The organism is Lysobacter sp. K5869, from assembly GCF_018847975.1.
Lineage (GTDB): Bacteria > Pseudomonadota > Gammaproteobacteria > Xanthomonadales > Xanthomonadaceae > Lysobacter.
Map to the genome: position 1 here is coordinate 2,784,913 of NZ_CP072597.1, position 20,445 is coordinate 2,805,357.

Annotated in this window: 16 protein-coding genes and 2 tRNA genes; 15 read left to right on the forward strand and 3 right to left on the reverse strand. The window is 66.4% G+C overall.

Annotation, left to right across the window (positions count from 1 at the left end):
• Positions 1–238 precede the first annotated feature (238 nt).
• Complete coding sequence (locus tag J5226_RS11940) at positions 239–817, reverse strand: Fe-Mn family superoxide dismutase (protein ID WP_215840090.1); 579 nt, start codon at positions 815–817, stop codon at positions 239–241.
• Positions 818–1,023: 206 nt separating this feature from the next.
• On the opposite strand from J5226_RS11940, the gene grxD reads away from it, so the two are divergent.
• From grxD to J5226_RS11970, 6 genes are all read left to right on the forward strand, one after another.
• Entirely contained in the window at positions 1,024–1,344 is a 321-nt protein-coding gene (grxD, locus tag J5226_RS11945) for a Grx4 family monothiol glutaredoxin (RefSeq protein ID WP_215840091.1), read from the forward strand.
• Complete coding sequence (locus J5226_RS11950) at positions 1,341–2,099, forward strand: SDR family NAD(P)-dependent oxidoreductase (RefSeq protein ID WP_255323064.1); 759 nt, start codon at positions 1,341–1,343, stop codon at positions 2,097–2,099. Before grxD ends, J5226_RS11950 begins: the two co-directional genes overlap by 4 nt.
• A gap of 10 nt (positions 2,100–2,109) precedes the next feature.
• Entirely contained in the window at positions 2,110–2,703 is a 594-nt protein-coding gene (locus J5226_RS11955) for a YhgN family NAAT transporter (protein WP_074872405.1), read from the forward strand.
• 466 nt (positions 2,704–3,169) lie between these two features.
• Complete coding sequence (locus tag J5226_RS11960; protein ID WP_215840092.1) at positions 3,170–6,394, forward strand: TonB-dependent receptor; 3,225 nt, start codon at positions 3,170–3,172, stop codon at positions 6,392–6,394.
• 209 nt (positions 6,395–6,603) lie between these two features.
• Positions 6,604–7,986, forward strand: coding sequence for a nucleotide 5'-monophosphate nucleosidase PpnN (gene ppnN / locus J5226_RS11965; protein ID WP_215840093.1), 1,383 nt, complete (start codon positions 6,604–6,606; stop codon positions 7,984–7,986).
• A gap of 89 nt (positions 7,987–8,075) precedes the next feature.
• Positions 8,076–8,152: transfer RNA gene (locus tag J5226_RS11970), tRNA-Asn, on the forward strand.
• Here the strand turns inward: J5226_RS11970 and J5226_RS11975 are convergent.
• On the reverse strand, positions 8,115–8,828 hold the full coding sequence (locus J5226_RS11975; protein WP_215840094.1) for a GspH/FimT family protein: 714 nt from the start codon (positions 8,826–8,828) through the stop codon (positions 8,115–8,117). The genes J5226_RS11970 and J5226_RS11975 overlap by 38 nt on opposite strands.
• Before the next feature lie 240 nt (positions 8,829–9,068).
• Between J5226_RS11975 and J5226_RS11980 the strand changes: the two genes are divergently transcribed.
• The 9 genes from J5226_RS11980 (at position 9,069) to J5226_RS12020 (ending at position 19,123) form a co-directional block, all read left to right on the forward strand.
• A complete protein-coding gene (locus tag J5226_RS11980) occupies positions 9,069–9,587 on the forward strand; it encodes a GspH/FimT family pseudopilin (RefSeq protein WP_215840095.1) in 519 nt (172 codons plus the stop codon).
• Positions 9,584–10,072, forward strand: coding sequence for a type IV pilus modification protein PilV (gene pilV, locus J5226_RS11985; RefSeq protein WP_215840096.1), 489 nt, complete (start codon positions 9,584–9,586; stop codon positions 10,070–10,072). The genes J5226_RS11980 and pilV overlap by 4 nt, the downstream gene beginning before the upstream one ends.
• Positions 10,069–11,298 (forward strand): PilW family protein, encoded by a 1,230-nt coding sequence (locus J5226_RS11990; RefSeq protein WP_215840097.1) that lies wholly within the window; start codon positions 10,069–10,071, stop codon positions 11,296–11,298. Before pilV ends, J5226_RS11990 begins: the two co-directional genes overlap by 4 nt.
• Before the next feature lie 32 nt (positions 11,299–11,330).
• Complete coding sequence (locus tag J5226_RS11995) at positions 11,331–11,819, forward strand: PilX N-terminal domain-containing pilus assembly protein (protein ID WP_255323065.1); 489 nt, start codon at positions 11,331–11,333, stop codon at positions 11,817–11,819.
• 10 nt (positions 11,820–11,829) lie between these two features.
• Positions 11,830–15,708, forward strand: a complete 3,879-nt coding sequence (locus J5226_RS12000; protein WP_215840099.1) for a PilC/PilY family type IV pilus protein — start codon at positions 11,830–11,832, stop codon at positions 15,706–15,708.
• Between the two features lie 12 nt (positions 15,709–15,720).
• Positions 15,721–16,173 carry a type IV pilin protein gene (locus J5226_RS12005; RefSeq protein ID WP_215840100.1) on the forward strand — a complete coding sequence of 151 codons (453 nt, stop codon included), beginning with the start codon at positions 15,721–15,723 and terminating at the stop codon, positions 16,171–16,173.
• A gap of 125 nt (positions 16,174–16,298) precedes the next feature.
• Positions 16,299–18,329 (forward strand): excinuclease ABC subunit UvrB, encoded by a 2,031-nt coding sequence (gene uvrB / locus J5226_RS12010; RefSeq protein ID WP_215840101.1) that lies wholly within the window; start codon positions 16,299–16,301, stop codon positions 18,327–18,329.
• Positions 18,330–18,465: 136 nt separating this feature from the next.
• Positions 18,466–18,540: transfer RNA gene (locus tag J5226_RS12015), tRNA-Val, on the forward strand.
• Positions 18,541–18,961: 421 nt separating this feature from the next.
• The gene (locus tag J5226_RS12020) at positions 18,962–19,123 is read left to right on the forward strand and encodes a hypothetical protein (protein WP_215840102.1); all 162 of its coding nucleotides are present in this window, start codon (positions 18,962–18,964) and stop codon (positions 19,121–19,123) included.
• 196 nt (positions 19,124–19,319) lie between these two features.
• On the opposite strand, the gene J5226_RS12025 is transcribed toward J5226_RS12020, so the two are convergent.
• Positions 19,320–20,441: an MvdC/MvdD family ATP grasp protein gene (locus J5226_RS12025; RefSeq protein WP_215840103.1), complete on the reverse strand. Its 1,122-nt coding sequence runs from the start codon at positions 20,439–20,441 to the stop codon at positions 19,320–19,322.
• Positions 20,442–20,445: the final 4 nt, after the last annotated feature.

A 20,445-nucleotide genomic window follows, 5' to 3' on the forward strand; every position in this document is an offset into this window, starting at 1 on the left:
TGCGTCGAATGTCCGTACTTCGGGCAACGCAATGCGGGCGTGGGACCGGACCGCGTAGCGCAGGGCGGCAACGAAAAACAGCCGGGTTTCCTCGACCGGCCGCTCAAACGGAAACGGCCGGGTTTCCCCGGCCGGCCGCTCAAACAGAAACGGCCGGGTTTCCCCGGCCGGCCGCTCAAATAGAAACGGCCGGGTTTCCCCGGCCGTTTCGGCATCGTCCTGAAAACCGCGCAGCGGCTTACTTCAGGTTCGAGGCCACGAAGTCCCAGTTGACCAGGTTCCAGAACGCCTCGACGTACTTCGGGCGGGCGTTGCGGTAGTCGATGTAGTAGGCGTGTTCCCACACGTCGCAGGTCAGCAGCGCGGTGTCTTCGCCGGTCAGCGGGGTGGCGGCGTTGGGGGTGCTGACCAGAGCCAGCGAACCGTCCGGACGCTGCACCAGCCAGCCCCAGCCCGAGCCGAAGGTGCCGACCGCGGTCTTGGTGAACTCTTCCTTGAACTTGGCGAAGTCGCCGAAGGCCTTGTTGATGAGTTCGGCCAGCTTGCCGGTCGGCTCGCCGCCGCCCTTGGGCGACAGGCAGTTCCAGTAGAAGGTGTGGTTCCAGATCTGGGCGGCGTTGTTGAACATGCCGCCCTGCGACTTCTTGATGATCTCTTCCAGCGACAGCGAGGCGAACTCGGTGCCTTCGATCATCTTGTTGAGGTTGTCGACGTAGGCCTTGTGATGCTTGCCGTAGTGGAAGTCGATGGTTTCGGCCGAGATGGTCGGTTCCAGCGCGGTGCGGTCGTACGGCAGGGCAGGCAATTCGATGGCCATTGGCGGGCTCCTGAAGATTCGAGGGGGCTGGCGAGCGGAGGGCGCCGCGGCCGGCGTGCCGGCCCGGGACCGCGCGGTCGTGGACCGTTGGGTTCCGGGAGCGGACGCGTCGGCGACGCCGCGAAGGCTTACAATTCATATTCTATCCCCACCCAAGGTTGCCGAACCGTCAAACTCGGCAACAAACCTTGTCAGGAGCAGTACCCATGTCGGTTATCGAACGGATCCAGACCGAGGTCGAGTCCCATCCGATCGTGTTGTTCATGAAGGGCACCGCGCAGTTCCCGATGTGCGGCTTTTCCAGCCGCGCGGTGCAGGCGCTCAAGGCCGCCGGCGCGACCTCGCTGCACACGGTCAACGTGCTCGAAGATCCGGAAATCCGCGCCAACCTGCCGCGCTATTCCAACTGGCCGACCTTCCCGCAGCTCTTCATCCACGGCGAGCTGATCGGCGGTTGCGACATCACCCTGGAGTTGTACGAGTCCGGCGAACTGGCGCGCATGATCAGCGAGACCCAGTCGCAGTGACTTCGGCCGCCGCCCGTTCCGACGACTCCGAGGCCGGCGCGCAGGCGCTGGCCGGGCGCGTGGTGCTGATCAGCGGCGCCGCCGGCGGGCTCGGTTCGGCCGCCAGCGTGGCGTGCGCCGCCGCCGGCGCCACCGTGGTCCTGCTCGGGCGCAAGCTGCCGAAATTGAACCGGGTCTACGACGCCGCGGCCCAGGCCGGGCCCGAGCCGTTGCTGTATCCGCTCGACCTGGAAGGCGCGCAGCCCGACGACTACGCCGAGATGGCGCAGCGGATCGAATCCGAACTCGGCCGTCTCGACGGCGTGCTGCATTGCGCCGCCGATTTCCCCGGCCTGACCCCGTTGATGCAGACCGATCCGGCCGCGTTCGCGCGCGCCGTGCACGTCAATCTGACCGCGCCGTGGTGGCTGTCGCAGGCGTGCCTGCCGCTGCTGGCCAAGGCCAGCGACGCGGCGCTGGTGTTCGCATTGGACGATCCCAAGCGGGTGGGGCAGGCGTACTGGGGCGGCTACGGCGCCGCGCAGCACGGCCTCGCCGCGCTGGTCGGGATCCTGCATGCCGAACTGGGCAATTCCAGCGTGCGCGTGTCCGGCCTGCGTCCCGGCCCCATGCGCACGCCGCTGCGCGCGCGCGCCTACGTCGAGGAAAGCGACCGCAGCGCGCGCGATCCGGCCGCCTATGCGGGCGCCTGCGTGACCTTGCTGTCGGCCGCCGGCGCCGCCCACCGCGGCGCGGTGTGGACGCCGGACGCCTGAGGCCGCCGCCATGACCATCGCTTCGGCCGCGCTGCTGCTCTTCATCATCCTCGACCCGCTCGGCAACATTCCGGTGTTCCTGAGCCTGCTGCGCGGGCTGCCGCCCAAGCGCCAGCGCATCGTGCTCGCGCGCGAGCTGCTGATCGCGCTGGGCGTGCTGATGCTGTTCCTGTGGGGCGGCAAGTACGCGCTGGAGCTGATGCACCTGCGCCAGGAGTCGGTGTCGATCGCCGGCGGCATCGTGCTGTTCCTGATCGGCATCCGCATGATCTTCCCGCCGCCGGAAGGGCTGATGGGCGAGATCCCCGACGGCGAGCCCTTCATCGTGCCGATGGCGATCCCGCTGGTCGCCGGCCCCTCGGGCATGGCCGCGGTGATGCTGATGGGCAGCAACGACCCCTCGCGCTTGGGCGACTGGAGCCTGGCGCTGATGATCGCCTGGGGCGCGACCGCGGCGATCCTGTTCTCGGCGACCATTCTTTATAAGTTGCTCGGCCGGCGCGCGCTGATCGCGATCGAGCGCCTGATGGGCATGCTGCTGGTGGCGATTTCGGTGCAGATGATCCTCGACGGCCTGGGCGCGTACCTGCCGGGGCCGCCGTAACGGCCGGGCGCGGTGGCACGGGCGCGAGGTCCGCGCCGGAGCCCGAGGTGTCTTGACGGCGCGGCGGGGAACCGCGCCGGTTCCGACGAACGGTTGCGCGAGCGCCGGCCCGGGCGGGCGAGGGCGGGGCGCTCGTTCGCGATTTCGAGTGGCGTTCCGGTGGACTGGCTGTGCTGGCCGACTTCCATTCGTACCCGCATGGCGAAAGGCCCGGACGCGGGTTTATACAACTTTGCGCTGCATGGCAGTTCATGTGTGGACGCAGTCACCGTGTGACAAGGCTTGATGCCGGTCACGTCTCTGTCACACACCCTCCCTAGCCTGTTAAACTGCTGTTAACCCCGGCGGCCAAGACGCCGCGCGGGTTCAGGGGCTAGCTAATAACGCAGGTCGGGACCGGCTGTGGCGCGAAGCCGCGCCGGTCGACCCACTCCGCCACGCATTCCACTGTACCGAGGCCATCGTAATGACCTATCAGAACCGCGTCCGCATGTCCAAGCTCACGCTTGGCCTGCTCGCCGTATTCGCCACCGCTCCGGTCTTCGCCCAGAGCAACGCCGCCGGTATCGCCGGCCGCGTCGTCGGTGCCGACGGCCAGCCGGTCGCCAATGCCGAAGTGACGATCACCCACACGGAATCGGGCACCGTCAGCCGCGCCACCACCGACGCCGACGGCCGCTACAACGCCCGCGGCCTGCGCGTGGGCGGCCCGTACACGGTCAACATCAACAAGGAAGGCGCCGGTACCGGTAGCCAGGATGGGGTCTACCTCAATCTGGATAAGGTCAACAACGTCGACCTCTCGCTGAACAACTCGGTCACCACCCTGGGCGCCGTCCAGGCGGTCGCCGCGGCGACCTCGGAAGTCTTCTCGGCCAACAAGATGGGCGCCGGTTCGGTCGTGACCCGTCAGCAGCTCGAGCAGATGCCGACGATCAACCGCAACCTGCAGGACTTCGTCCGCCTCGACCCGCGCGTGGTCCAGACCGACAAGTCGCGCAACGAAATCTCGGTCGGCGGCCAGAACCCGCGCTACAACGTGATCCGCGTCGACGGCGTCAGCACCAACGACTCCTTCGGCCTCGGCGGCAACGGCCTGCCGACCCCGAAGCAGCCGTTCTCGATGGACGTCATCGACGAAGTCTCCATCGACGTCGCCAACTACGACGTCACCATCGCCGGCGGCACCGGCGGCGTGATCAACGCCGTCACCAAGTCGGGCACCAACGAGTTCCACGGCTCGGTCTACGGCATCTATCGCGACAACGACTGGTCGGGCAAGAATTCGGCCAACGTGCGTCCGAAGCTGTTCGACACCGAAAGCACCTACGGCGGCACCTTCGGCGGCCCGCTGATCAAGGACAAGCTGTTCTTCTTCGCCAACTACGAGAAGTACACCGGCAAGGAACTGTTCACCGGCAACTCCAGCTTCGGTCCTCCGGGCTCGGGCGCCAACAACATCGTCAACATCACCCAGGCGCAGATCAACGAGATCATCGACATCTCCAAGAACGTCTGGGGCTTCGATCCGGGCGGCCTGGGCCTGCCGTCGCTCGACACCAAGAGCGAGGAATACGGCCTGAAGATCGACTGGAACATCAGCGATCGCCACCGCGCCAACTTCCGCTACGCGCAGAGCAAGCAGAGCACCGCGTTCCTGCAGGGCTTCGGCAGCAACTCGCTGGCGCTGAGCTCGTACCACTACGTGCAGGACTTCGAGTTCAAGACCTACACCGCGCAGCTGTTCAGCGACTGGACCGACAACTTCTCCACCGAAGCCAAGGTCTCGTACCGCGACTACTCCGCCGTGCGCAACCCGCAGTTCGACCTGCCGGCCATCGGCGTGCGCGTGGGCAGCAACACCCTGAACTTCGGCACCGAAGAGAACACCCAGGCCAACATCCTCGAGACCAAGACCTGGAACGGCTTCTTCGCCGGCAACCTGTTCCTGGGCGAGCACACCGTCAAGTTCGGCGCCGACTACGAGTCGAACGAGGTCTACAATCTGTTCGGCCGCCGCATCAACGGCGTCTACACCTTCAACTCGATCGCCGACTACCGCGCCGGCCGTTCGGGCCGTTACCAGTTGTTCGCCCCGCGCGGCGGCGACCTGGACAACATGGCCGCCGGTTTCACCCAGAAGAACCTCGGCCTGTTCGCGCAGGACACCTGGGCGCTCACCGACCGTTTGACCCTGACCTTCGGCGTGCGCTACGACCGCGCCATGGTCGACGACAAGCCGACCTACAACGCGGCCGCGTCGAACCTGTTCGGCGTGCGCAACGACAACACCATCGACGGCAGCGACCTGTGGCAGCCGCGCTTCGGCTTCAACTACACCTTCGACAGCGAGCGTCCGACCCAGCTGCGCGGCGGCATCGGTCTGTTCAAGGGCGGTTCGCCGACCGTTTGGCTGGCCAACCCGTACTCGAATAACGGCATCTCGTACACCGATTACCTGTTCACCAACGGCATCACCCGCTTCAGCCCGGATCCGGACGCCCAGTTGGGTCTGTTCAACCCGGGTACTGGCGGCCAGCAGTCGGTCGACTTCATCGAGAAGGACCTGAGCCTGCCGTCGGTGTGGAAGGCCAACCTGGCGTTCGATACCGAACTGCCGTGGTACGGCATCGTCGCCGCGGTGGAAGGCGTGGTGACCAAGGTCAACGACGCCCTGTACTACCAGCAGCTCAACCTCGGCGACGTGCAGCGCGTCGGTCAGGACGGCCGCAACATTTACTGGGACGCCGCCGGCCGTAGCCCGCTGAGCTGGAATCGCGACGGTTCCGCGTGCTTGAACGAAACCGGCCTCGTCGGCGGTCCGGCCTGCGTCAGCAGCCGCACCAACGCGCGCGCCGCCCGTTCCACCGCGTACAACGACGCGATCATCGCCCGCAACACCTCCAAGGGCGAAAGCCAGCAGTTCACGGTGTCGTTGAACAAGCCGTTCAACAACAGCGACTGGGCGTGGGGCGTTGCCTACACCTACACCCACGCCACCGAAGTCAGCCCGCTGACCAGCTCGACCTCGAGCTCGCAGCTGGGCAACGTCGGCGTGTTCCAGGCCAACGAAGAAGTCGCCGCGCGTTCGGCGTACGAAATCCGCGACCGCTTCACCGCCAACGTCAACTGGAAGCACGCCTTCTTCGGCGACTACAACACCATCGTCTCGCTGGTGTACGAAGGCCGCTCGGGCCGTCCGTACAGCTACGCGTTCGACAACGACGCCAACGGCGACGGCCGTCTGAACGACCTGCTGTACATCCCGAAGAGCATGGGCGACGTGCTGTTCCGCAACCCGGCCGAAGAGCAGGCGTTCTGGAACTACGTCAACGGCAACGAGTACCTGCGCAGCCATCTGGGCCAGGTCGCTCGCCGCAACGACGTGCGCGGCAAGTGGGTCAACCAGTTCGACCTGCACATCGCCCAGGAACTGCCGGGCTTCATGACCGGCCACAAGGCCGAGCTGGCCGTCGACATCATGAACGTCGGCAACCTGCTCAATAAGAAGTGGGGCCGCGTCGAAGAAGTGGCGTTCCCGGGCATGCGCGGCGTGGTCGAGTACGGCGGCGTCGATCCGGCGACCGGCAAGTACGTCTACCGCTTCAACACCCCGGATCCCGAGCAGATCTACGACGAGAAGGGCATCTCGCGTTGGGCGGCTCAGGTGAGCTTCCGCTACCGCTTCTGATGGCGGCGCGCTAGGATCCAAGACGACGGCCGGGGCTTCCCCGGCCGTTTTCTTTTTGTGGGGCCCGCGCTCGGCCGGGACGGTGTGCCGATCCTGCCGGCGACCGCGCGCGGACCCGGTGCGGCCCGTCTCAGCCTGCGCCGCAGCCTTGCGTCAAGCTGCTAGAGTCGTCCCCCTACGAATCGATGAAGAAGACAGAGAAAACCGCGATGACCGCAACCCCCACCGCGACCGTCCTGCCGACGGTCAACGCACGCATCTACCCCAAGGGCGGGCTCGACGTCCTGTCCCGCGACGAGGTCGCGCGCCTGCGCGACGCCTCCACCGGCATGCACGACCTGCTGCGCCGCTGCGCCCTGGCGGTGCTGACCAGCGGCAGCGCCTCCGACGACCCGCGCGCCGCGCGCGAGCTGTATCCGGACTTCGACATCGAAGTGCATCAGCAAGACCGCGGCATGCGCATCGACCTGACCCACGCCCCGGCGATGGCCTTCGTCGACGGCGAAATCATCCGCGGCGTGGCCGAGCTGCTGTTCGCCGTGGTCCGCGATCTGGCCTACACCGCGATCGAGCTCGGCAAGGGCGGCGGCCGCGACCTGGATTCCAGCGACGGCCTCACCGACTCGGTGTTCGGCCTGCTGCGCAACGCCCGCATCCTGCACCCGGCCGATCCGAATCTGGTGGTGTGCTGGGGCGGCCACTCGATCTCGCGCGACGAGTACATCTACACCAAGCAGGTCGGCTACGAGCTGGGCCTGCGCGGCCTGGACATCTGCACCGGCTGCGGCCCGGGCGCGATGAAGGGCCCGATGAAGGGCGCGACCATCGCCCACGCCAAGCAGCGCCGCCGCGCCATGCGCTACATCGGCATCACCGAGCCGGGCATCATCGCCGCCGAATCGCCGAACCCGATCGTCAACCACCTGGTGATCATGCCGGACATCGAGAAGCGCCTGGAGGCCTTCGTCCGCATGGGTCACGGCATCATCGTGTTCCCGGGCGGCGTCGGCACCGCCGAGGAGATCCTGTACCTGCTCGGCATCCTGCTGCGCGAGGAGAACGCCGGCCTGCCGTTCCCGCTGATCCTGACCGGCCCGACCGCGTCGGCGCCGTACTTCGAGCAGATCGACAAGTTCCTGCGCCTGACCCTGGGCGAGGTCGCGACCCAGCGCTACGAGATCATTGTCGGCGATCCCGAGCGCGTCGCCCGCGCGATGTCGCACGGCATCCGCAAGGTGCGCGAGTACCGCATCGAGCATAAGGACTCGTTCTTCTTCAACTGGTCGATCGACATTCCGCTGACGTTCCAAAAGCCGTTCGTGCCGACCCACGAGGCCATGGCCTCGCTGGATCTGCACCACGGCCGCAAGCCGCACGAGTTGGCCGCGGACTTGCGCCGCGCGTTCTCGGGCATCGTCGCCGGCAACGTCAAGGAGGACGGAATGCGCCGGATCGAGCAGTTCGGCCCGTTCGAAATCCACGGCGACCCGGACATGATGCAGTCGCTGGACGCGCTGCTGCGCGCCTTCGTCGAGCAGCGCCGCATGAAGATCGCCGGCGAATACCGTCCCTGCTATCGCGTGGTGACCTGAACGGGTATGATGGCGGGCTCCGGCGGCAACGCTAGTTCTTCACACAAGTGTTGACGCCGGGGCGCTGAATCAGCATCATATGCAGCCCCGCCCGAATAGCTCAGCCGGTTAGAGCACTTGACTGTTAATCAGGGGGTCGTTGGTTCGAGTCCAACTTCGGGCGCCATATTCGAGAAGGCCGCGAGCGATCGCGGCCTTCTTTTTTGCGCTTTCGCGATGAGCGCGCGGCGATAGCCGACGGTTTGATTGCGCCGGGCATTCGCCTTGGATGGCGGAAGGCAGTGGTGGATGTCGGTCGATGGGCGGCACGCGCTGGGGTCGCATCGCGCGAGCTCGGCCGCTTCCGCATCGCGCACATCGAACCCGCCCGTGTTGCGATAACGCAGGACCCAGGCGCGCGGCCCGCGCAGATCGCACAGCAGCAACGGGGCGTTGTAGCCGACGCGGCCGGTGCCGGGCTCGAAGCGGATCGGCCGGGGTTCGCCCAGCAATCGCAGGCGCAGATGCGAGGGCAGGGGAAGGTGCCGTCGCAGCAGGAAGTCGCCTTCGTTGAAGCGGCGGCCGCGGTCGTTGTCGGCGAAGCCCATCAAGCCCTGGCTCCAGTCGACGCTTTCGTCGCATTGGAAGTAGGTCCAGCGCACCGGGCACAACACCACCGGCACGGCGCGGCGGGCGGCGTGGTTCGCGGCTTGCGCGTACAGGCCGCCCAGGCCCTGCGCCAGGAAGTCGGCCGGCGATCCGTCGAAGCTGGCTTGCGGCGCTGGACTAACCAGCAGACTGAGCAGGTTCGCCAGCAGGAACGCGGCGAAGAATTCGTAAGCGTCCAACCTCTTGATTCGCATGGGGCCATCCTTGGCGGGCGTGCGAGAACTCGGGAGGCACAGCTTGGCCGGCCGCGGGTTTCGGCGACCAGCGGCGCAGGCAGCGACCGCCGGTAAGACTAAGTCGTGACGCCTGTCGGACTATTCCTAGGCTCAAAAACCACTGACCGACTCCGCCTGACCGCTCGTCGGTATGGCACCTTTTCTAGGTAATTCCGACTGTTAGCATCCCCAGCGTCTTCTATGGGGAAGAGATCGCTCATGATCAGGCGGCGCTCTGCCGGTTTCACGTTGATCGAGCTGCTGGTGACGATCGGGATCGGCGCGATCCTGGTCATGCTGGCGCTGCCTTCGTTCACCGAGGCCATCCGTTCCAACCGCGTCACCACTGCGGCCAATCAAATGCTGGCGACGGTCAACCTCGCCCGTGGCGAAGCCCTGCGCAGCAAGAGCAGCGCGCACGTGTGTCCGCGCAACGACACCGGTACCGCCTGCGGTTCGGACTGGACCAAGGGCATGCTGGTTTGGACCGACGAGAACGGCAACGGCAAGTTCGAGGAAGCCGAGGTCAAGCGCGTCGTCGAACCGCAGCAAGGCATCCAACTCAAGTTCGGCAATTTCACCGACATCGCTTTCGACGAGCGCGGCCGCCCGCAGCCGCTGAAGGCCTTCGCCTTCTCGATGCAGGCGAGCGTGTGCAAGACCAACGCGGAAACGCGGCGCGACTTCGCGATCAACCGCATGGGCCAAGTTTCCATGACCAGGGCCAAGTGCCAATGAGCGCCTTCCGAACCGTCCGCCGTTCCGCTCCGCGCGCGCCGGCGCGCCAGCGCGGCCTGAGCCTGATCGAAGTGTTGGTCAGCGTGCTGGTGCTGGGCATGGGCCTGCTCGGCCTGGCGATGCTGCAGGCGACCAACCTGCGCCTGGCGCAAAGCAGCAACCAGCGCACGATCGCGACCAATCTGGCCAGCGATCTGCTCGACGACATCCGCTCCAACCGCTTGTTGGCCGCGCAGTACGACGGCACCTATACCGCCTCGTCGGTCGCCGCCAACACCAATTGCGCGCAGCTCAACACCCTCACGCCGGCGCAGCGCAAGACCGCGTTCACCTGCCGCATGCGCGAAGCTTTGGGCGAAGGCGCCACCGCGACGGTGACCGTCAGCGCCAACCGCAACGTGAACATCGTCATCCAATGGGGCGACGCCCAGCGTTGGAACGCTCTCGCCGAACCGACCAAATTCCAGACGGACAGCGCGCTATGAATCGCAGGCAGCAAGCGGGTCTTTCGTTGATCGAACTGATGGTGGCGCTGCTGCTCAGCGGCCTGCTGATTCTCGGTCTGGTGCAGATCTTCTCGTCCTCGCGCGCTTCCTACCTGATGGCGCAGGGCTTGGCGCGCGCGCAGGAAAGCTCGCGCTTCGCCATCGACGCGCTGCAGCGCGACGCGCGCATGAGCGGCCATTTCGGTTGCGTGTCCGACCAGGGCCACTTCTTCGCCGGCAACGGCTTGTTCGGCGAGTTGTTCCTGTCCGACCGCAACGATTACGGCTCGATCCCCGCCGCGAACGAAGCGCTGCGTTTCGACTATTCGATCCGCGGTTACGAGGCCAACGGTACGGCTCCGGCCAGCACCTTGAATCTGACGACGGCGGCGGTGCCCGGCTCGGCGGGCGATTGGTCGCCGAACCTGCCCGCTGCCTTCGTCAATACCCTGAAGCCCACGCCGATCCGCGGCAGCGACATCCTGATGCTGCGCTTCCTGTCGCCGGAAAGCGCCGAGGTCAAGAAGTTCTCCGTCGTTCCCAGCGGCAGCATCGAAGTCGACAGCGATCAATGGAAGCGCGTGGCCGGCAGCGAAGCGCCGACCGAAAATCCCGGCTTGTTCGGTATCGCCGATTGCCGTTCGGTGGTGATGTTCCAGGCCAAGAGCGTGACGACGGCCGGTGCGGTCACCAAGCTCGCGGTCGCTCAGTCGGGCGTCAATAAGAGCGCCTTCGACGGCTCCGATACCTTCGCTTCCGGTCAGGCGCGCGTGTACCGCGCCGAGAGCTTCGTCTACTACGTGGGCATCAATCCCACCAGCAAGGAACCGACCCTGTACCGCGCCCGCTACACCGCCGCGCCGGACGTGGGGGCGGTGTCGCTGGACACCGGCGCCTCGGAAGAACTGGTGGAAGGCGTGGAGAACATGCAGTTGCTGTTCGCCCAGGACACGGTCACCGACCCGGCGCAGCCGCCGACCGGCGTCATCAACGGCGTGCGCACCGCCGCCGGCGTGTTGCCCGACAGCGCCAGCCAGGGCGGCTGGCAGCGCGTGGGCGGCATGCAGGTCGGTCTGCTGATCCGCAGCACCGAGCGCGCCACGGCCACGCCGCGCGCGAACTCGCCGCGTTCGCTGGGCACGACGCTGACTCTGCCGAACGACGGCCGCTACCGCTCCGTCTACGAAACCAACATCGCGCTGCGCAACCGGCTGTTCGGGAATTGAGGTCCGCCATGAGAAGCAAGGGTTTCCGTCCCGTGAGCTCCGCGCGCAAGCAGCGCGGCGCCGTCTTGTATGTGGCCCTGATGATGCTGGTGCTGCTGGCGCTGATCGGCATCACCGCGCTGCAGGTCACCGGCTTGCAGGAACGCATGACCGCGAGCTACCGCTCCACCAACCTCGCGTTCCAGAACGCCGAGGGCCGCGCCCGCGGCAAGGAAGCGGATCTGCAGCGGCAGGTGCAGAGCGGCGGCGGCGAAGCGATCGACATCGACGAGGCGTTTTGCGCTAACAGCTTCGATCCCTCGGCGTGGGCGAAGACGCTTAAGTACGCCAATCCGCTGCCGGCGAAGCTCAGCTACACCCGCCGCATCGACCAGTGCGTCTCCGGCGGTTCGGGCATCGGCATGGGCACCGCGCCCATCAGCGAAAACACCAATCTGATCTTCCAGGTGACGGCCTACGCGGTCGATCGGGGCAGCAACCCCGGTTCCGACTCGGTGATCGACACCATCTTCGTACCCTGAGGATATCGTCATGACGTCCCCCCGCGTTTACATCGCGATTCCGGTGTTGCTGGCGGCAGCCGGCGCCGGGTACTGGTATTACAACGCCCGCGCCATCCAGGCCGGCGGTTCGCTGTCGCAGGTGCCGTTGAACTCGGCGGTGACGGTGCCGCCTGCCTTCGTCATGGCGGTCGACGATTCGGGTTCGATGACGTTCCAGACGTTGTTCCCGGGTCAGGACGGCCAGGCGTACTGGGCGAAGTCCGGTGCGGCGACCAACGGCTACTTCACCGGCACCGGCGCGAACGCGCGCTTGCTGACCCAGAAGGACGGCGCCGATCTGGGCGGCTTCCACCACACCATTCCTTCGCCGGGTTATCGCATCGATACCCAGCGCAGGGCGATCGCGCCGATCGACAACTTCGGCTTCGCCCGCTCGCCCGACTACAACCCCGCCTACTTCAATCCGACGGTCAAGTACGTGCCGTGGAAGAAGCCGGACGGCAACAACGCCATCGTCGATTATCCGCAGGCGAGCACCACCGCCACCTTGGTCGATCCGGATAAGACGAACACGATCCAGTTGGGCGTGGCCGGAACCGACGCCACCGCCCTGGCCTGGGGCTGGGCCGCCAACGGCACCGCCGAAGAGTTCTTCGTGGTGCCCAACGGCGCGACGCTGCCGAAGGACACGGTGATCTATTACCGCAACGGCAACGGCAACAGCTGCGGCGGCATCGCCAGCAACAACAACTGGCGCGCGCTGACCGCCAACGCCACCCTCACCGCCGATTGCAACATCGCGATCAAGTACTACCCGGCGACGTTCTATTTGAAGACCGCCACCATCGTGCAGCCGGCCGATACCCCGGAAGACATGAAGGTCGGCTACACCGCCACCGCGAAAGCGATCAGCAACGCCTGCGGCAGCGGCTGCACGCTGTACAAATACGAGATCCGCGAAGGCAACTTCGCCTCCAAGGCCAAGTTCAACACCGCCCTGCAGAATTTCGCCAATTGGTTCAGCTTCTACGGCAACCGCAACCGTTCGATCAAGGCGGCGATGACCATTTCGCTGGCCGATACCGAGAAGATGCGGGTCGGCATGTTCACCATCAACAGTCGCGTCAACGGCAGCTACGCCGACGTGACCATGCGCGATATGTCCGTCGCCGCGGACAAGGCCTCGCTGTATACCAATCAATTGCTGAAGATCGACGCCACGGGCGGCACGCCCAACCGTTTCGCGGTCGATCACATCGGCTATCAGTTCACGCTGCCCCCCGCCGACAACTCCGAAGCAGCGCGCAATAAAGTTCCGGTCAAGTATGCCTGCCAGATCAACGCCGGCATGTTGTTCACCGACGGCTACAGCAATACCGGCGGCCCGGCCACGGGCTCGCAGGACGCGGACATGCCGGCGCCGTTGGCCGACACCTTCTCCGACACCTTGGCCGACACCGCGGCCAAGTACTACAAGATGAATCTGCGCGGCGATCTGCCGGCCGGCAAGGTCCCCGTTCCCGATGCGTGCAAGACCACGCCGGACGATCCCAAGCTGGATTGCCGCGCCGATCCGCACATGAATTTCTACGGCGTCACCCTCGGCGCCAAGGGCGACATCTACGGTCAGACCTACGATCCGACCACCAACACGCCCGATCCGTACAACGGCTGGCAGCCGCCGTGGCGCTCGCGCCAGGACGATGCGCCGAGCACCGTCGACGAAATCTGGCACGCGACCATGAACTCGCGCGGCAAGTTCATCAATGCGAGCACACCGGCCGACATCACCTCGGCGATGCGCTCGATCCTGGCCTCGGTCGGCGGCGGCGAAACGCCGTCGGGCACGATTGGCCTGACCGGCGCGCGCATCGGCGGCAACTCGCTGAGCGTCGAGCCCAAGTACACCTCGGCCAACAGCGGCACCGACTGGTTCAGTTCGCTGACCGCGTACAAGTTGACCGGCGACGTGATCACCGGCGTCATCACTCAGACCCAGAAGTGGGAAGCCGCGGGCAAGCTTGAGGGTGCCGGCCGCACCATCCGCTTCGGCAAGAGCATTTCGGGCAACGTGCGTCCGCAAGTGCAGGATTTCCAGGCCACCAACCTGGGCAGCGACGACGCGAGCGTGCAAGCCGCGCTGTGCAGCGACGCGCTGCAGAACTGCGCCGGCAAGTTCAGCCGCATCGCCGGCGGCGTCACCGGCGCCGAAGCGGTGAGCTATCTGCGCGGCGCGCGCAACAACGACGGCGGCAAGTTGCGCAAGCGCACCACGCTGCTCGGCGACATCGTCAACTCGACGCCGATCATTTCGTCCTTCGGCGACGACTACGGCTACACCGGCCTGCGCAGCAACGACGGCACCACCGCCGACGTGTTGAATTACACCAACTTCCTCAGCACCAAGCGCGCCCGCACCGGCGCCGCGCGCGAGCCGATGGTGTTCGTGGGCGCCAACGACGGCATGTTCCATGCCTTCGACGGTGCCGACGGCAGCGAGAAGTACGCCTACATTCCGGCGACCTCGGTCGGCCACATGGGCAACCTGCTGTTCCCGTACCGCGCCCAGGACCGCAACGATCAGGTGTTCCAGCACCGTTACTTCGTCGACGGCCTGGTGACGGTGTCCGACGCGCACGACGGTTCGGCGTGGAAGACCGTGGCGGTGGCCAGCGTCGGCGCCGGCGGCCGCGGCGTGTTCGGGCTGGACGTGACCGACCGCGATACGCTCAACGTGCTGTGGGAAATCAACGACAAGATCGGCGACGCCAACGGCGCCAAGGACATCGGCAGCGTGCTCGGCAAGATCGCGATCGTGCCGGTCAAGGACGCCGGCAACGTGATCAAGTGGAAGGCGATCTTCGGCAACGGCTACGACAGCGTGAACGGCAAGGCCGTGCTGTTCCTGGTCGACATCGCCGACGGCAAGGTCACCCGCATCACCGCGCAGGAGACCGGCGCCAATTTGCCGACCCGGGCCAAGAACGGCCTCGGCAATCTGGTCGTGATCGACCGCTACCAGGGCACCAGCGGCACGGTCGCCCGCGACGGCTTCGCCGACACGGTCTATGCCGGCGACCTCAACGGCGCGGTGTGGAAGTTCGACCTGCGCGACAACACCGTCGCCTTCGGCGGCAAGCCGCTGTTCGTCGCCCGCTACAAGGACGATTACACGCTGCGCCAGCCGATCCTCGGCGGCTTCGAGGCGACCATGGCCGGCGACAACGTCATGATCTTCTTCGGCACCGGCAGCTTCTCGTTCATCGACGACCCGTCCGACAAGGCGATGCAGAGCATCTACGGCATCCTCGACGACGGCAGCGCCCCGGTCGCCGGCCGCAGCGAACTGCAGGCGCAGTACGCCTACCAGGATCCGAGCACGACCGAGCGCTACATCACCAAGGACCGCCTCAACGCGACCAAACGCGGCTGGTACCTCAACCTGGGCGTGGACAGCGCGAAGGACGGCAACCCGGTCGCCACCGGCGAGCGCTTCGTCGGCAATCCGCGCATCCAGAACGGCACGCTGTTCTTCCCGACCTACGACCCGGTCGCCACCGACGGCTGCGCCACCACCGGCAACAACTGGCTCTACGGCCTCAACGCGCTCAGCGGCGGCGCCGATCTGTCCAGCGGCCGCCTGGCCTCGCCGACCGGCACGCGCTTGAACCAGAACACCGGCGCGATCAAGCCGGCGCCCGGCAGCGCGGGCAGCTCGACGGCGCCGAACAAGGACATCGCCGTGGTCGCCTCGAGCCGTTCGGACATCTTGCCGGTCAACGCGACCCAGCAGCAGATCCAGGATGCGATCGCCAGCAAGTGCTCGGTGATGGTGCAGACCGCGGGCGCGCCGCCGATCTACTTGCCGCGTCCGTGCGGACGCCAGTCCTGGCGCCAGATCCGATAACGAGGAATCGACATGAAGCAGTCGTTCGCCCCATCGCTGTCGCGCGTCCAACGCGGCTTCACCCTGATCGAGCTGATGATCGCGATCGCGATCATCGGCATCCTGGTGGGCATCGCGGTGCCCACCTACCAGGACAGCGTGCGCAAGAGCCGGCGCGGTCAGGCCAAGGCCGATCTGGTCCAGATCGCCCAGGGCATGGAGCGTTACTACACCGAAGGCAACACCTACGTCGGCGCGGACCTGAGCAAGATCTGGGGACCGAACCTGCAGTCGCCGAGCAAGGGCACCTCGCGTTACACGATCTCGTTCAAGGCCGCCACGACCGCCAGCACCTTCGTCTTGCAGGCCGTGCCGGTGTCCGGCGCGGGCCAGGACAAGGACAAGTGCGGCACGCTGACCATCGACAACGTGGGCCGCAAGACGCCCAGCGACAGCGGCAAGGAAGATTGCTGGAACATGAACTGACGGGGCGTCCGCCGTCGTGTTCTCCCGCGCCCCGGCCCTGGCCGGGGCGCGTCGTTTGAGGCCGGTCTCACCCGCTGAGACGGCATTCGCTAAACTGCCCGATTCGCACAAGCGCGGGCCGCACGATGGACGACACCCCCCAGTCCTCCGAATTCCGCCTGGTGGCGCCGTATGCGCCGGCGGGCGATCAGCCGCAGGCGATCGAGCGCCTGACCGCCGGTTTCGACAACGGCCTGGCCCACCAGACCCTGCTCGGCGTCACCGGCTCGGGCAAGACCTACACCATCGCCAACGTGGTCCAGCGGGTGCAGAAGCCGACCCTGGTGATGGCGCCGAACAAGACCTTGGCGGCGCAGTTGTACGGCGAGTTCAAGGCGTTCTTCCCGCACAACGCGGTCGAATACTTCGTCAGCTACTACGACTACTACCAGCCCGAGGCCTACGTTCCCTCCAGCGACACCTTCATCGAGAAGGACAGCTCGGTGAACGAGCACATCGAGCAGATGCGGCTGTCGGCCACCAAGGCCCTGCTCGAGCGTCGCGACGCCTTGATCGTCTGCACCGTCTCGGCGATCTACGGCCTGGGCGATCCGAACGAATACTTCCGCATGGTCCTGCACATGGTGCGCGGCGAGCGCATCGACCAGCGCGAGCTGATCCGCCGCCTGACCGAGATGCAGTACACCCGCAACGACACCGAACTGCGCCGCGCGACCTACCGCGTGCGCGGCGAGGTGATCGACGTGCATCCGGCCGAAAGCGATTCGCAGGCGCTGCGCATCGAGCTGTTCGACGGCGAGATCGAAAACCTCACCCTGTTCGATCCGCTGACCGGCGAGAGCCTGGAGAAGGTGCCGCGCTACACGATCTACCCCGGCTCGCATTACGTCACCACGCGCCGCACCGTGCTCGACGCGATCGAGACGATCAAGGCCGAGCTGCGCGAGCGCCTGGAGTACCTGTACGCCAACAACAAGCTGGTCGAGGCGCAGCGTCTGGCCCAGCGCACCCAGTTCGACCTGGAGATGCTGGCCGAGGTCGGCTACTGCAACGGCATCGAAAACTACTCGCGCCACCTCAGCGGGCACATGCCCGGCGAGCCGCCGCCGTGCTTGTTCGACTACCTGCCGCCCGACGCGCTGCTGGTGGTCGACGAATCGCACGTGACCGTTCCGCAGATCGGCGCGATGTACAAAGGCGACCGTTCGCGCAAGGAAACCCTGGTGGAATTCGGCTTCCGCATGCCCTCGGCGCTGGACAACCGGCCGCTGCGCTTCGAGGAGTGGGAAGGGCGCTCGCCGCGCGCGATCTTCGTCTCGGCCACGCCGGGCCCGTACGAGTTGCGCAAGTCCGAGGGCCAGATCGCCGAGTTGGTGGTGCGCCCGACCGGCCTGGTCGACCCGCAGGTGGAGATCCGCCCGGTCGCGACCCAGGTCGACGACGTGCTCGGCGAAATCCGCGAGCGCGTGGCCATCGGCGACCGCGTGCTGATCACCACGCTGACCAAGCGCATGGCCGAGAACCTCACCGAATACCTCGGCGAGCACGGGGTCAAGGTGCGCTATCTGCATTCGGACGTGGACACGGTCGAGCGCGTGGAAATCATCCGCGACCTGCGTCTGGGCAAGTTCGACGTGCTGGTCGGCATCAACTTGCTGCGCGAAGGCTTGGACATGCCCGAGGTGTCGTTGGTGGCGATCCTCGACGCCGACAAGGAAGGCTTCCTGCGTTCGACCGGCTCGCTGATCCAGACCATCGGCCGCGCCGCGCGCAACTTGCGCGGCAAGGCGATCCTCTACGCCGACCGCATCACCAACTCGATGCAGAAGGCGATCGAGGAAACCGACCGGCGCCGGCAGAAACAAGTCGAGCACAACGAGGCGCACGGCATCGTGCCGCAGTCGGTGGCCAAGGCCGTGGTCGACATCCTGGAAGGCGCGCGGGTCGATCCCGAAGCGCTCAAGGCGCGCGGCAAGGCGCGGCGGGTGGCGGAAGAGCAGGCCGAGTACGCGGCGTTGTCGCCGACCCAGTTCGCCGCGCGGATCAAGCAGCTCGAACAGCAGATGTACCAGCACGCGCGCGACTTGGAGTTCGAGCAGGCCGCGGCCGTGCGCGATCAGCTGCGGAAACTCAAGGACGCCGGTTTCGGCGCTTGATGCGGCGGCGTTCGAGCGGCCGGTCGGCGGCGCGCGCGGGTAGGCGGATTCGGGGCGCGAAAAAGCTTGTCCCGGATCGGACTCTGGGCTAGACTGCGCTCCCTTCGCCGGGGAGCTTCACGAAAGATTCGGCGACGGGCGATTAGCTCAGCGGTAGAGCACTACCTTGACATGGTAGGGGTCACAGGTTCGAACCCTGTATCGCCCACCAATTTAGAAAGCGAACGGCGGAGCCCTCGGGCTCCGCCGTTTTGCTATGCGCGAAGGCCGGGGCCGCGGTCGAGCGGGGAGTCCGCGGGCGGGCGCTTCGGGCTCATTCCGTGGGTGTGTCGAACTGCCCTGAAAACCTGTGCCGAGGTGGCTTGGGGCAAGTGAGCGACCGTTCGCGCAGGTGCGGAACGCCGTCACCTTTTGTTCACGTAATTTGTTCAGCGAACTGGTTGGCTTTGCCGAATTTGGCGTGCCGGAGCGCGCTCCAGGCTTTCGCTAACTCCCCGCCATGCTTGGTTTTTTTGGCGAGACCGGGGGCGCGCTGGCATAACCGACAGGTCCCCCGGTCTTGTCCGCCGCGAACGGCGCTTTCTATCTTGCCAACGCGGCGATCCGCCGCCTGGCTAAGGGAGTAGTAGGCAATGACCGAGCAAACCCGCCTGATCGGCCGCATGGTCGCGATCGAGTCCGAACAGATGGAAGGCGCCGCGCAGGACGCGGCGTTCGTGGCTGCGACGACCTATCGCCGCACCAGCCCGTTCAATGAGATCGACTCCGCCGACAACGGCGACGCGATTCCGTAATCCGGGACTCCCGGACTACGCAGGGGAAAACGGGCCGGGAGGCATCGCCTCCCGGCCCGTTCTTTTGTGGGGCGCGCGATGGCCGGCGAGCCCGGGTTCCGACATCGCAACAGACGAGCCGGCGTTCCCCGCGTCGGCTTTCCTCAAGCCGGCTCGCGTCGCATCGGCGCCATCCGCGCCGATGCGACGACGCCGCTCATTCGTGCATCTGAAACACCTGCGGCAACGGCACATGCCGCCCCGCGGGCGGCTCGGCCTCGCCGCGCTCGCCGCGCGACTCCCAGTAATCGCGATAGCGGTACACCGGTTCGCGCCAGTCGTAGACGAAGGCCGGATCGCGGCTGCGGATGAATTCGACCACGCAGTCCATCAACTGCAGACCCGGGTTGATCGCCTCCAGCCACATGAACTGGCCCATCTCGTTGACTTCGAGAAACACGTAGCGGCCGTCGCGGGTGACCACGATGTCGATGCAGCCGAACACCAAGCCCATCCGCGCCATCGTCTGCAAGCAGCGCGTTTCGACCTCCTCCGGCAGCGTGTAGCGCTCGCAGCCCATGCGCTCGTCGAAGTCGTTGGCGCGCCAGTCGGTGAGGTACTCGCCGTCGCGCTGCGAGTGCAGGCGCGCGGCGATCACGGTGCGGCCCATCACCGTCACCCGCAGTTCGTAGGCCTTGTCCAGCAGCGGCTGGTAGATGCCGGGCGCGTTCGACAGCGCCGCATCTTCGCGCAGCAGCTCGTCGGTCAGCGGCGTGGTGAAGGTGCCCCAGACCTTGTCCTCGCCGATCCACGCCGCGGCGGTGATCGGCTTGTAGATCGCGCGGCCGCCGTGTTCGCGATAGAACGCGCGGATCGCCGCGGGGTCGTTGGAGATCAGCGTCGGCGGCGTGTCCAGGCCCACGGCGGCGGCGTGGTGCAGCTGCACCGCCTTGCGGTCGGCCAGCGCCTTGGCCTGCACCGGATTGATCCAGAAGCGCTCGCGCTGCGCGTCGAGCAAGTTGATGGCCGCGCGCACGAACTCGGTGGATTCCAGCTGAGAGAAGCGCACGTCGGCCGGATGCAGCTGTTCCGACGGCGCGGGCTGATACCAGCGGCGCAGCCACACCGTGTCGATGTCGGCGGTGTCGACGTCGTGATCGTGGCGGAAGCAGTGCAGCGACACCGATGCCGCGCCGCCGCCGGTGCGCAGGCTGACGCCGTGCTTTTGCGGATAGTCGTGGGTGTACCAGACATGCACGCGCTCGCCTTCGTTCTCCAGCGCCCAGGCCGCCGAACGGGCGTGGATGTCCCAAGGGTCGGAGACAATCAAAATCGTCATGCGC